Here is a 13,315-nt window from a genome sequence, read left to right on the forward strand (position 1 = left end):
AAAAGCCATATTTTACCCCTGTTTATGAGATTATTATGATATTAATCGTTGATGACAGGCCTGAAAATCTCTATTCCCTGCAGCAACTTCTGGAACTGAACCATTTCAAAGTGGATACGGCCTCTTCGGGGGAGGAGGCATTAAGGAAGATTTTGAAGAATACCTATTTTCTGATCATCCTGGATGTACAGATGCCGGATATGGACGGTTTTGAAGTAGCGGAAGCGATCACAGGCTACAGCAAGTCGAAAGACATTCCCATTATATTCCTGTCTGCCGTTAGCGTGGAAAAGCGTTTTATCACCCGCGGCTATTCGTCGGGCGGACTGGATTACATCACCAAGCCAGTAGACCCGGAAATACTCCTGCTGAAGGTGAGTACTTTCTATCGGCTCCATCAGCAAACTACCGAGCTGCAGGCTGCACAGGAAGCATTGCGGCAGGAAGTGGCGGAGCGCAAGCTTGCACAGGAAGCTCTTTCGCACAGCCTGGATGAGCTGCGGTCTATCCTCGAATCCATACAGCAGATTGCGTTTACCCTGAACGCGAAAGGAGATATAGAATTCGTTAACAGTTACTGGCATAAATACGCAGCAAACCTGCAGATACTCCCTGCCACACAGGAAGGGGCGCTTTCTGTGGCCGAATGCATCCGTATTGCCATTGCTCGTAACACACAGCAGGTATTCGAAGTAAGTATCAAACCTATCCTCGATGGCGATTTCAGGTATCATCTCCTAAGCCTCACTCCCGTATGGAAGGAAGGTGGCATTGCCAAGTGGGTCTGCATCTTTACGGATATCCATGAGCAGAAAATGATGAACCAGGTGCTGGAGAACCGGGTGGAGGAAAGAACGCGGGAGCTATGGCAGGTTAACCGTGAGCTGGAATACAGTAATCATGAACTACAGCAGTTTGCCTACGTGGCTTCGCACGACCTTAAAGAGCCGCTGCGGAAGATACAGGTGTTCAGCAACCTCATCAGCAGTAAGTTTGGACCGGAACTGCCCGAAGCAGAATACTACCTCAATAAGATCGTTTCATCTGCCGCACGGATGAACAACCTGATCACCGATGTGCTGGAATACTCCCGGATCTCCATCGGCGGCCAATTCCGGGAAACTGACGTTAACATCATATTCCGCGATATACTGGACGATATGGAATTACTCATCCGGGAAAAGGGCGCTGTTATTCATATGGCGGATGTGCCCACCCTGCATGCCATACCTTCCCAGATGCGCCAGGTGTTCCAGAATATCCTCAGCAACGCTGTAAAGTTTTCCCGCAAGGGTGTTGCTCCTGAAATCACTATCAGTGCAGAGCGGACAGTGGATCTGGCTGTAGCCGGAGGCGGGAATCCCGAAGGGGCATACTGCCGTATTACGGTAAGCGACAACGGGATCGGGTTCGACGAAAAGTACCTCGATAAAATATTCGTCATCTTCCAGCGGCTGCATGGGCACAACGAATTTGAAGGGACAGGTATTGGCCTGGCCATTGTTAAAAAGATCGTGGACACACACGGTGGCCTGGTAACGGCCAGCAGTAAGGAAGGGGAGGGTACCATCTTCACCCTGGTGCTTCCTGTATTTCAACATCAACACGAGAATCAATTACAAGACAGCGATACATGAAATCTAATTTCCAACGGAACCTCATTATTGGTTTTGGCTTTTCTCTTTTTCTGCTGATCGTTGGCTCGGGTGCTTCTATCATCAGCATCCGTAACCTCATTTCCAGTGCGGAATGGGTGGAGCATACCAACCAGGTAATCCGCCATCTCGACGAAGTTATTTCCAATCTGAAAGATGCGGAAACTTCGCAGCGGGGATATATTATCACAGGCGATACAGACTTTCTGACACCATACCAGAGTTCGGAAGACAGCATTATGCGGCATATCCGGATTACCAAGGAAATGACGGCAGACAATCCCCGGCAGCAGGCATCTTCAGAAGAGCTGACGAAAGCAGTACGCGCACGGCTGGCTGTACTGAACAATAACATTCTTAAGAAGAAAAAGGGGCTGGAGATCATGCCCGAAGATATTGAACGGGGAAGGGAGCAGATGGATCTGGCACGTATGATCATAACTGAAATGAAAACGTCGGAGCAAAAACTGCTGATGGAGCGTACCAGCCAGATGACCGCCTTTGCCAATACTACACCCATCTTTGTGCTGATCGCTTCTTTTATAGCTATCATTATAACCATCGTCTCATTCATGAGGGTCAATAATGATTATAAACAGCGTACCGCATTGCAGCAGGTGCTGGAGAAAAAGGATTTAGAGATCACCAACCGGATCCGGATGACGCAGGAAGTGGCGGCCAGCATTTCTGATGGTGATTATACTGCCCGTATTACGGATGATGTGGACGACGGGCTGGGGCAACTAACGGTTTCCCTGAACCGGATGGCGGCTTCCCTCGAAAAGTCGTTCACCGACCTGTCTGAACGCGAATGGCTGCAAACCGGTGTGGCAGCGCTTAACGACAGTATGATCGGCGAATATGAGCTGGAAGAACTGGCGCAGCGCGTGCTGGATTTTGTAGTGCCTTATACCAATGGCAGCGCCGGCGCGGTATATATTATGGAAGAAGGAACGCGCCTGCGGTTATATGGCAGGTATGCGGCGGAAAAAGAACAGCTGGAAGAAGTGCTCGCATTCGGTGAAGGGCTTGCCGGCCAATGTGTGGCAAGCCGTAAAACCATTGTGCTGGAAGATGTTCCGGAAGGGCTGCTCCGTATGCAGGTTAGCTGCGGTGCCATTCAGCCGAAATCCATTATTGCAGTACCGTTGTATCACGAACGGAAGGTGATGGGGGTACTGGAGTTATCTTCTCTCCGCAATTTCAATAAAAACGAAAAGGCATTCCTTGAATCGGCAGTGCTGAACATCGGCACCGTTATCCATATCCTCGACAACCGTAAGCGTCTGCAGGAACTGCTGGAAGAAACGCAAAGCCAGGCTGAAGAATTACAGGCGCAACATAATGAACTGGAAAATGCCAACAGTGAACTGGAAGCTCAAACTGAGAAATTGCAGGCGTCGGAAGAAGAGCTTCGTGCTCAGCAGGAAGAACTGGTGGATGTGAATTCCGAACTGGAGGAAAGGGCACGGCTGCTGGAGGAAACCAACCGCATTGTAAAGGATAGTAACCGCGAAATTCAGCGGAAGGCGGAAGAACTCGCACAAAGCACGAAATACAAATCGGAGTTCCTGGCGAACATGTCGCACGAGCTGCGTACACCGTTGAACTCGATACTCCTGCTGTCGCGGCTGATGGTGGAGAACAATGAGCGGAACCTTTCCGAAGAACAGATTGAATACGCCCGTGTGATCCAGAACTCTGGGAAAGGGTTACTAATGCTGATCGACGAAATCCTCGACCTTTCCAAGATAGAAGCAGGGAAAATGGATCTGGTGTATACAGAAGCCGGTGTGGAAGAAGTGGTAAGAGATATGAGGGGCCTCTTTGAACCGCTTGCACGGGAGAAGGGTGTAACTTTCGAAACTGAGGTTGCGGAAAATGTGCAGGGCGTGTTCGAAACAGACAGGCAGCGTCTGGATCAGATCCTCCGGAACCTCCTCAGCAACGCTATTAAATTTACCAATGAAGGAACCGTTACGCTTCGCGCTTACCGGCCGGATGACTATGCTAATACCATAGCATTCAGCGTGCGGGATACCGGTATCGGTATATCTCCGGATAAACTCGAAGTTGTATTCGAAGCCTTCCAGCAGGAAGACGGCTCTACCCGCCGCCGCTTTGGCGGTACGGGCCTTGGCCTCTCCATAAGCAGGGAGCTGGCGCGGCTCCTGGGTGGTGAAATAAGGGTAAACAGTGAACAGGGGAAAGGCAGTGAATTCACTGTACTGTTGCCGGTTGCTTCAGGGATCGGGCAGGTAGAAAAGATGTCGGCCTCAGAACTGATGCCTGCAAAAGAAAGAAGTGTATACCGCCAGCGGTTCGTTAGTGACGCTATTCCTGTTGGTACAGTGGAAGACGACAGGGCGGGTATTGTTCCCGGAGACACGTCTATCCTCATCGTGGAAGACGATCTCAACTTCGCACGCTCGCTGCTGGAATTTACCCGCAGCAAAGGTTACAAAGGCATCGTAACGGTACGTGGCGATGAAGCGCTGGGACTGGCAGAACAATATATTCCGGCCGGCATCCTGCTGGATATTCAGCTGCCTATTAAAGATGGCTGGGAAGTAATGGAAGACCTCAAAAACAGTGCGGCAGTGCGCCATATTCCTGTTCATTTCATGTCGTCTTTCCAGGGTAAGTTTAAGAGCCTTTCCAAAGGTGCGGTAGATTTCATTGATAAACCACTCACCATAGAGAAGATGGATGACATCTTCCGGAAGATAGAATTCATGCTCCACAAGAATCCGCGTAAGGTTTTGATTGTGGAGGAGAACCTGCAGCATGCCAAAGCGCTGGCTTATTACCTTGAAAACTATAAAGTAAATACAGAGATCCGGGATACCATTCACGGGAGTCTGGAATCGCTGCAGAAGAAGGAAGTGAACTGCGTTATCCTCGATATGGGCGTATCGCATGCTAAGTCTTACGAAACGCTGGAGAGTGTGAAGCAGAAGCCGGGACTGGAGAATGTGCCCATCATCGTATTTACCGGTAAGAACCTCAGCCGTGAAGAAGAATCGAAGATCAGGAGTTATGCGGATTCGGTAGTGGTAAAAGTGGCCAATTCCTATCAGCGTATAATGGATGAGGTATCGCTGTTCCTGCACCTGGTGGAAGGGGAGAAGAAGGAAGTTGAGCGGCCGGGCAACGGGCTTGGACGCCTGGCGGAAGTGCTGCGTGGCAAGAACATCCTGCTGGCCGATGATGATGTGCGCAACATTTTCTCTCTTACCCGCGCACTCGAAAGCTTTGGTATGAAAGTGATTTCTGCTACCGATGGCAGCGAAGCGCTGCAGCAGCTGGCGCAGCATAAGGAAATTGATATCGTACTGATGGATATGATGATGCCTGAAATGGACGGATACGAGTCAACCCGCAGGATCAAGGCAGACCCTGCTACAAAGCACTTACCCGTGATTGCGGTGACGGCCAAAGCCATGAAAGGCGACCGTGAGAAATGTATTGCCGCCGGAGCATCAGATTATATCAGTAAACCGGTGGATATTGATCAATTGTTATCCCTCCTGCGCGTTTGGTTATACGATGCAGGTAAGTAAAGCAGTGTTATGCAGCATGCGGACATGAATGACGAGTGGCTGGACGGGTTCCTCAACGATGTATTCGAGTTACACGGGTATAATTTCATCAATTATGCGCGCCCTTCGCTTAGGAGGCGCATAGGGCGGCTGGTGGCGCTCGACCGCTTCGGGAGCCTGGAAGCGTTCCGGCTGAAGGTGCTGGAAGACGAAACGTATTTCCGCCATTTCGTGGAAGAGGTAACGGTGAATGTGACAGAAATGTTCCGCGATCCGGGCTTTTACCAGTTGCTCCGGAAAGATGTGCTGCCTGCCATTGCACAGGCTCCGCTGATCCGCATATGGCATGCGGGCTGTTCCACCGGGGAAGAGGTGTACAGCATGGCCATCCTGCTGAAGGAAGCGGGACTGCTGGACCGGTCGCTCCTGTACGCAACAGATATTAACCCCACGGTACTGGAAAGCCTCCGGAGCGGTATTTTCCCGCTGCGGTTTATGAAACAGTATTCGGAGAATTATATTAAATCGGGAGGAACACAGGACTTCAGCCAGTATTACACGGCGAAGTACGACTTTGCGAAGTTTGGGGCCGATCTTGTACGCCGGATGGTCATATCCCCCCACAACCTGGCTACAGACAGGTCGTTCAACGAATTTCAGCTTATCCTTTGCCGTAATGTGCTGATCTATTTTGACCGGCACCTGCAGAACAAAGCGCTTCAGTTATTCGATGACAGCCTGGAAACAGGAGGTTTCCTTGCACTGGGCGTGAAAGAAAGCCTGCGGTATTCACCTATTGCACCACGCTACCGGCAACTACCGGAAAGGATGCGTATATGGAAAAAGCTTAATTAAAGAACCGGCGGAGAATTTCCTTCAGGGAAGTGATGCTGTATTGCTTCACTACATAGTCCGTTGCGCCGAGGGCCTGGGTATCCTGTATGTCTTTAGGGTCGGAAGAAGTGGAGTAGATAACTACGGGAATGCCGGAAAGGGTGGGGTGCTGCCTGATAGCTGCGAGGCAATCTTTACCCGTCATCCGGGGCATATTCAGGTCAAGGAAAATGAAATTGGGTCGGAATTGCTCTTCGGATTGTAAGAGGGCGAGGCCTTCCACACCATCATCTGCAGCGCGGAAAAGCACGTTTTCGTTTACATCCTGTAAGGCGAGTTTAAAGATCTCCTGATCATCTCGGTCATCATCAATCAAAAGGCAGCTAATATTTTGCTTCATCCAGGAGGGTTTTTGTCTGTGTCATGGCAAATGTAGCAAAAAGAACAGATAACGCCTAACTGGCCGGGTTAAACGGCAAAGGCCGGAAATCCCGGCCTTTGCTATGTTTTATCGGTATAAATGCTAATTCTCCAGTCCCCTGTTTTTGAGGAGGAACTTCACTTCCGGTGCGCGCATACGGAAGGCTTTGTAAAGGTCCATCGGCTCGGCGGTACCTCCTTTTTCCAGTACATTTTTGCGGAACGATGCTGCCGTGGCAGGGTCGAAAATATTACCGGTTTCCTTGAACGCTGCGAAAGCATCGCTGTCGAGTACTTCAGACCAGATGTAGCTATAGTACCCGGCAGAGTATCCGCCGGCGAAAATATGCTGGAAATAGGTGCTGCGGTAGCGCGGAGCAATCTGGGGGATGAGACCCAGTTTATCCATCTGCTGCTTTTCGAAGTTCAGCGGGTCTACTTTAGCGCCCGGGGCCAGTGTATGGTATTGCATATCCAGCAGGGAAGCGGCGAGGTATTCTACTGTCACGAAGCCCTGGTTGAATTTAGAAGCGTCGTCCATTTTCTTTACAAGCGCCTGGGGCAGTTGTTCGCCGGTTTTGTAATGTTTGGCGTACATCTTCAGCACTTCCGGTTCAAATGCCCAATGTTCCATGATCTGCGAAGGCAGCTCTACGAAATCGCGGGGTACGGATGTACCGCTCAGGCTTTCGTATTGTACGTTCGACAGCAGGCCGTGCAGGGCGTGACCGAATTCGTGGAAGAAGGTTTCCACTTCATCGGGCGTGAGCAATGCGGGCTGGTCGGCGGTGGGTTTGGTGAAATTGCACACGATAGAAACAACCGGGGCAATGCGTTTTCCTTTTTCAACAGCCTGTTTGCGGTAGGAGGTCATCCACGCACCGCCCCGCTTGGAGCCGCGCGGGAAGAAATCCATGAATATTACACCAATGTGCTGTCCATTAGCTTCTTTCACTTCATAAGCCACTACGTCTTCCTGGTAAACAGGAATATCTTTCAGGGGTGAGAAAGTGATGCCATAGAGTTTTTTGGCAACGGCGAAGATCCCTTCGCGAACGTTCTCCAGCTGGAAGTAGGGGCGCAGTTCTTCCGCGTCGTAGTTATATTTTTCCTTGCGTACTTTATCAGCATAATATGACCAGTCCCACGCTTCGAGTTTTTCACCTTTCCCTTCCCGGTCCATTACTTTCTGCATTTCTGCGGCTTCGTTCTGCGCTACGGGCAGTGCTGCGTTCCAGAGGCGGTTCAGCAGTTCGTTAGCCTGTGCGGGTGTTTTGGCCATGTTTTCTTCCAATACAAAATCTGCATGGGAAGCAAAACCGAGCATACCGGCTTTTTCTGCACGGAGGGTGGCCAGCTGTGCCACGATCTCTTTGTTATCGCGCTCGTCGTTATTGTTACAACGGTTGATGTATGCTTTGTACATTTTCTCGCGAAGGGGGCGGTTGGCGGAATACTGGAGGAAAGGCATCACACTTGAATTGTGCAGCGTGAAGCGCCATTTCCCTTCTTTACCTGCTTCCTTCGCACTGATGGCAGCGGCGTTTTTAACAGAATTAGGAAGCCCTGCGAGGGCGGCCTCGTTATCTACGATCAGTTCGAACTGGTTGGTTTCTGCAAGGAGGTGCTGGCCGAACTTTACGGTGAGGAGCGACAGTTCTTTGTTGATCTCGCGCATGCGGGATTGTTTGGCTGCATCGAGGTTAGCGCCGCTGCGAACAAAAGCTTTATAGGTCTTTTCGAGGAGGCGCTGTTGCTCCGGCGTCAGTTTGAGCGTTGCGCGCTTTTCATATACGGATTTTACGCGGTTGAAAAGCGTGGGGTTGAGGTAGATATCGTCGCTGTTCTGCGCCATTTTAGGAGCGATCTGGCGGGAGATGCCTTCCAGGTCGGGGTTGGTATTGGCGGAGGTAAGATTGAAGAATACGGTGCTTACATTACGGAGCAGCTCGCCGCTTTTTTCGAGTGCTGCTATTGTATTTTCAAACCCGGGCACACTGCGCTGCATGGTGATGGCGCCGATGCGTTGCTGTTGCTGCTTAATGCCTTCTTCGAAAGCGGGCATAAAATGTTCCGCCTTTATTTCCGCAAATGGCGGCACTTTAAAGGATGTGTTGTAGGCCTGCATCAACGGATTGGTTTCTGCGGGCGCCTGCGCCAGAGTGGCGGTTCCTGTAGTCATACTCACTGCTATTATCAGGTTTCGGGTAAAAGATGGTATCCTCATGTTGTAACTGGTTGGCTAATGGGTAAAAATAGGGAAAAAAAAGTAAAGCCCCGTCAGACGGAGCTTTGCACACATTTTCATGAAGTTTGGAGACTATCTCGCCCGCTTCAGCCGGAATATTTCCCGTTCGGTAGGGCTGATCGTATTGATCAGTATCAGCGAATCGGGCTTAATGGTATAGACATATTCGCGCTTGAGCTGCTGGGCAGTAGGGAGCAACAGCTTAAAAGTGATCTTATCCGGTGCTGTGAGGAAAAACTCTTTGCCGAGGTGAGAGTATTCCGGATAATCCACTATTTCAGACACACCGAAATCGTACCGGTAGCCCTCGAACCGGAAACTCACATTGGAGAGGTTATAAGAGATACCGCCTTTATCTACATAGAATTCCCCGTAATACTTACCGCGAAATGCTTCCGGCGGCTCGTCCTTGTCTTTCTTGCAGGAGGCCAGCAGGATAACGGAGAAAAGGCAAAAGTAAAAAAGCTTCATCTGCAGGGTTTAGGTTTAAAACGGGTGGTAGTCTGAATTTGTTACCGGCGGGACTAAAATAGGCATAAAAAGCCCGTTCTGCGAGAAGTGCAAAACGGGCTGGTAAAGTTTGGGGCCTGACGACCATTTAACTGGTCTTCAATGGATGTTAAGGGGTTAGGTTACATGGATTTCCGGGGCTACCTGGATGATAAGGGGGTAAAAAATATTTTGGGGTTATATGGATGTTTGGGGATGGATGATGTTTGGGGAGTGGATGAATATTCTTACAGATCATGTTTTAAAGAAAAGTATCCCTGGATGCTTCCTTTGCCGATCGGATCCTGATCATCGGTGATGAAGATGCCACCGCCGGACATACTGAAGCTTCCGCTGACATATTCGCCTTTGGCGCCCAGTTCCGATACCTGCAGGAAGCCGCCTGCGGGAACATAGTACCCGAGGGCTTTATCGTAATAGATGCTGGCGTAGTTCTTTCTGCTGTGACTATCAGCATATACAACAGCTACCTTCTGATCGCGGTCCCAGGGCATGCCACCGGTTCCCGTGGGCCATTGAATGGCGATGAACCGCCCGTCTTTATGGCCAGACATTTCGAAGCCTTCTTCGTTTGCTCCGGAGTGTGCGGGGAAGGTTACCCATTCACCGCCGTCCAGTTTAAAGGTGATCCCTTCAGGAACCACGGTAATGGTGCTTACTACCATCAGCTGGTGCTTGCTGTCTTTCAGCGTGGCCGTTACATTGGCGATCTCCGGTTTGGCCACGGTGGCAGGAGCGGTATATACGGCCTGTCCTCCATTTCCTTTAACCGTTCCAACGCCGCCTGCCGCCCAGGATTTGATAAATACTCCCGGGAGCGGACGGCCTTCTCCCAGCGTTACGTCCTGCCCGTCTGCAGGTACGAGTGGCGACAGCAGATCGTCGCCGCCGAGCGGGATGTAGCTCAGCACGGTAAGGTTGGCCGTTCCGCCGGTTCTCACGGTAGTGGCAGCAGGACTCAATTGTAACCATTGCAGCAGGGCCCAGTTGGAGAAATGATCGGTCTGGATGGAAACCGTTTTCTGCTCTTTATTGATGACAGGCGCTTTTGTAAGGCGCCAGAAATCTTTTTCGTCCTGCCAGGCAACGCCCAATGCTTCGGGGATGTTTACCTGGTTTTCGTGACCCGCCCAGGAAAACTCCAGGGTAACGGGTTTGGCGAAGATCTTACCGTGGGGTGACAGCTGAAAGCTTCTGCCTACGCCACCCTGCGCGGTATTCCTCACTTCCTGCAGTTCGATGTCGATGGCTTCGGTAACCGCACCTACAGGTATCCTCACTTTGAATGAGCCGTCTTCCGAAACAATCGTTGCTCCGGCGGGCGTAACGTTTGTAATGATCAACGGGCCGACAGGTTCTCCCACCGGTTTTGCTTCCGGTTTATTGGGGATTTCCTTTGGTATTTCCGTTCCGGGATCTTTCGGTATATCCCGGTCTTTTTTACATGCTGCCAACAGCATTAAGGCTGGCAGGAATACGCTAATTATACTTTTCATCTGGGGTTAATTTTGATAGACGCAAAGGTATAGTGCGGAAAATTTTTGCCTATAGGTAGTGCTACCTAGTGATGAAAATTAGGGGGAAGCCCCGGTTCTGGGAAATGAAAAGGGCCATCTCATGGTGATGAGACAGCCCTTTCTTTGGTTAGGGATTTAGGAACAGGACAGTTTATTTTTTCTTCTCTGCTTCGCGGACTGCTTTGAAGAGTGCTTTGAATGTTTCCACATTATCTTTCGCCAGCTGGCGGTATTCGCCACGGCCGTAATAAGCGTCGATGAATTCTTTTGAATTGAACCACATCGTTTCGAATACGCCTTTCATCCGTTCTCCTAATGGCTGTGCCCATTCTGCGCGGGTACCATCTTTCCGGATATTCAGTACCTGGTTGAGCTGATCGATGGCAACATCGGTTTTGGAACAGGGGCTTGCCAATACGTTGAACCCTTTCAGTGCCAGGTAGCCCGGCGTAGGAGGGGCGCTTTCATACTTCCAGTCGCAAATCACAATGTCTTTGGAGATTTGATCGATGGCACGGTGGGTATCGTTCATGCTGGCCTGCCATGCGAGCAGGTTAGTGGTTTTACCATCAATGAGCCGGTCGCTCCACATCCACATTTCCACGCCTTTCGACTGAAGATGGGTGTTCAGCTTATTGACATATTCAGCGAAGATGGCAGACTTATCGCCGCCACCGCAGCGGGGACATTTGTCGTGCCCGATGATCCATACTTCATCTAAGCCCACATGCAGCGCATCGGTTTCACACACTTCCACGAGCTCATCCATCATGGGGAAGAGTACTTTCAATAAATCGGGATGCCGGGGGCAAAGACTCTTGCTGTAGAAATCGAACATGCCGCCACTCACCCATGGTTTGGGAGGGTTCAGATCCGGGGATTCATCGAATTGCGGATAAGCTTTCAGCAGCAGGCCGATGTCGGAACCTTCCGATTGATGGGCAAGGAGGTTCATCATGGGAATGAACCTGATCTTTGCATCCCTGCAGGCTTTCACGATCTGTTTCATGTCGCTTTCCGACAATGCATTCTTCTCTGCCAGTTCGGGATGTGTTTTGTATTGATACATACCTTCAATACGGATGGCGAGTGTGTTTACGCCTTCTTTCGGCAATGCATTCCGCACAAAATCGCAGAATACACCCACATCCTGTTTGGCAGGTACGCTCATCATCAGGCCCTTTACCGGCAATTCATTCCACTTATATCTGGGGGCCTGTGCCCGGGCTGTAAAGCTGGCGGCTGCAAAGATGCAGGCCGCCAGTAAATGTTTCACAATCTGTTGCATTCTTAATTTTATTCTGCGATTACTTTTCTTACACGGTTGTTCCTTCTGTCGAGAACATACACTGCACCATCTGCACCAACAGTTACACCGGTAGGCGCGCTAAACAGGGCGGACGATCCGGTGCCGTCTGCAAAGCCTGCCGTACTACCACCGGTGAATGTACTAACTTCCCAGCTGGTGGTATTTACAAATCGTATACATTGATTGGTGTTGATAGAGGAACCATCCCAGCTGCCATTACCTGCAATGAAAAGGTTGTCGTTAGCATCTACTGCAACTGCCCATGGCTGGTCGAATTTGGCAGAAGCGGCAGGGCCGTTTACCAGACCATTCTGGCCGCTGATACCTATGGTGACACCGGGTGCCCAGGAGCCTGCCAGATACTGGCGGATGGTATGGTTGCCGTTTACTACCACGTACAGATTTCCCTTACTGTCTACCGCTACGTCAGACGGATAGCTGAGGCCGGTGATGATTTTTGTGGAAGCACCGGTAGCAGGATCTACCTGGTAAACGCTGCCTGCTGCACGGGCATCACAATAGTAAAGCATTCCGTTTCTCCGGTCGATGCCGAGGCCCCAGGCTTCGAACCAGCCAACAAGGGAAGTAGTACCGTCAGCGGTTACTTTACGGATGGTCCAGGCGGCGGGGTCGGATACGTATACTACTCCGCTGCCGGCAGAAACCACATCGAAGGGCATGTAGAATTCGGCTTCAGTGGCAGATCCTTCTTTGTAGCCATTGTTGCCATTGCCGGATAAAGTAGTGACGGTGCCGTCAGGCGCAATCTTACGTACACGGCGGTTGCCTGCTTCAGGCACGTAGATGTTTCCGTTTTCATCAATATCGATACCACAGCGTGCAGCAATGCTGAACGAAGCTTCTGTGCCCTTACCATCCATATAACCTTCGTTATTGTTACCGGCAAGGGTAGTTACCAGCGTGGAGGGTTTATAGGCGAATTCCTGCGTGCTGGACGATTTATTGCCGCGGATGTTCACTTCAATCTTACCGGTTCCTGCTTTGGGCGGGATGGTAATAAGTATGCGGTCTTCCACTACGCCGGCTACGAAGGCGGGTACACCGTTTACCGTTACGGAAACACCGGTGGTATCTTTCGTGAAGTTGGTGCCGTAGATGAGTACTTCCACGCCTGCGCCACCTGTTGCCGGAGTAAATTTCTCGATCACAACGGGGGCGTTGGGATCATGCTCGAAGCCCTTATCTTTTTTGCAGCCGGCTATTGTTACCAACGCCAGCAATGCCATGAGGCTGAATGCAATATTTTTCATGTGAGTTGT

General features: G+C 50.6%; 9 protein-coding genes. 3 read left to right on the forward strand and 6 right to left on the reverse strand.

Translation table 11 applies throughout. The features are described 5' to 3' along the window. Nucleotides 1-35 precede the first annotated feature (35 nt). From DEV76_RS20655 to DEV76_RS20665, 3 genes are read left to right on the forward strand one after another with little or no spacing between them, the layout of a single operon-like run. Nucleotides 36-1,637: a sensor histidine kinase gene (locus DEV76_RS20655; RefSeq protein ID WP_109699830.1), complete on the forward strand. Its 1,602-nt coding sequence runs from the start codon at nt 36-38 to the stop codon at nt 1,635-1,637. After that, complete coding sequence (locus tag DEV76_RS20660; protein ID WP_109699831.1) at nt 1,634-5,218, forward strand: response regulator; 3,585 nt, start codon at nt 1,634-1,636, stop codon at nt 5,216-5,218. The genes DEV76_RS20655 and DEV76_RS20660 overlap by 4 nt, the downstream gene beginning before the upstream one ends. Before the next feature lie 9 nt (nt 5,219-5,227). Next, nucleotides 5,228-6,052, forward strand: a complete 825-nt coding sequence (locus DEV76_RS20665) for a CheR family methyltransferase (RefSeq protein WP_109699832.1) — start codon at nt 5,228-5,230, stop codon at nt 6,050-6,052. Here DEV76_RS20665 and DEV76_RS20670 read toward each other — a convergent pair. From DEV76_RS20670 to DEV76_RS20695, 6 genes are all read right to left on the reverse strand, one after another. Next, nucleotides 6,045-6,431 carry a response regulator gene (locus tag DEV76_RS20670; protein WP_109699833.1) on the reverse strand — a complete coding sequence of 129 codons (387 nt, stop codon included), beginning with the start codon at nt 6,429-6,431 and terminating at the stop codon, nt 6,045-6,047. The two genes, DEV76_RS20665 and DEV76_RS20670, sit on opposite strands and share 8 nt — an antisense overlap. A gap of 123 nt (nt 6,432-6,554) precedes the next feature. Then, nucleotides 6,555-8,633 (reverse strand): M3 family metallopeptidase, encoded by a 2,079-nt coding sequence (locus tag DEV76_RS20675; RefSeq protein WP_232827009.1) that lies wholly within the window; start codon nt 8,631-8,633, stop codon nt 6,555-6,557. Nucleotides 8,634-8,771: 138 nt separating this feature from the next. Further along, nucleotides 8,772-9,170: a hypothetical protein gene (locus DEV76_RS20680; protein ID WP_109699835.1), complete on the reverse strand. Its 399-nt coding sequence runs from the start codon at nt 9,168-9,170 to the stop codon at nt 8,772-8,774. 266 nt (nt 9,171-9,436) lie between these two features. Further along, entirely contained in the window at nt 9,437-10,705 is a 1,269-nt protein-coding gene (locus DEV76_RS20685; RefSeq protein WP_109699836.1) for a hypothetical protein, read from the reverse strand. 172 nt (nt 10,706-10,877) lie between these two features. Next, on the reverse strand, nt 10,878-12,014 hold the full coding sequence (locus DEV76_RS20690; RefSeq protein WP_109699837.1) for a family 20 glycosylhydrolase: 1,137 nt from the start codon (nt 12,012-12,014) through the stop codon (nt 10,878-10,880). 8 nt (nt 12,015-12,022) lie between these two features. After that, on the reverse strand, nt 12,023-13,306 hold the full coding sequence (locus tag DEV76_RS20695; RefSeq protein WP_109699838.1) for an IPT/TIG domain-containing protein: 1,284 nt from the start codon (nt 13,304-13,306) through the stop codon (nt 12,023-12,025). Between the last annotated feature and the right edge of the window lie 9 nt (nt 13,307-13,315).

It is taken from the genome of Chitinophaga deserti, from assembly GCF_003149455.1.
In the GTDB taxonomy this organism is placed as follows: Bacteria; Bacteroidota; Bacteroidia; order Chitinophagales; family Chitinophagaceae; genus Chitinophaga; species Chitinophaga deserti.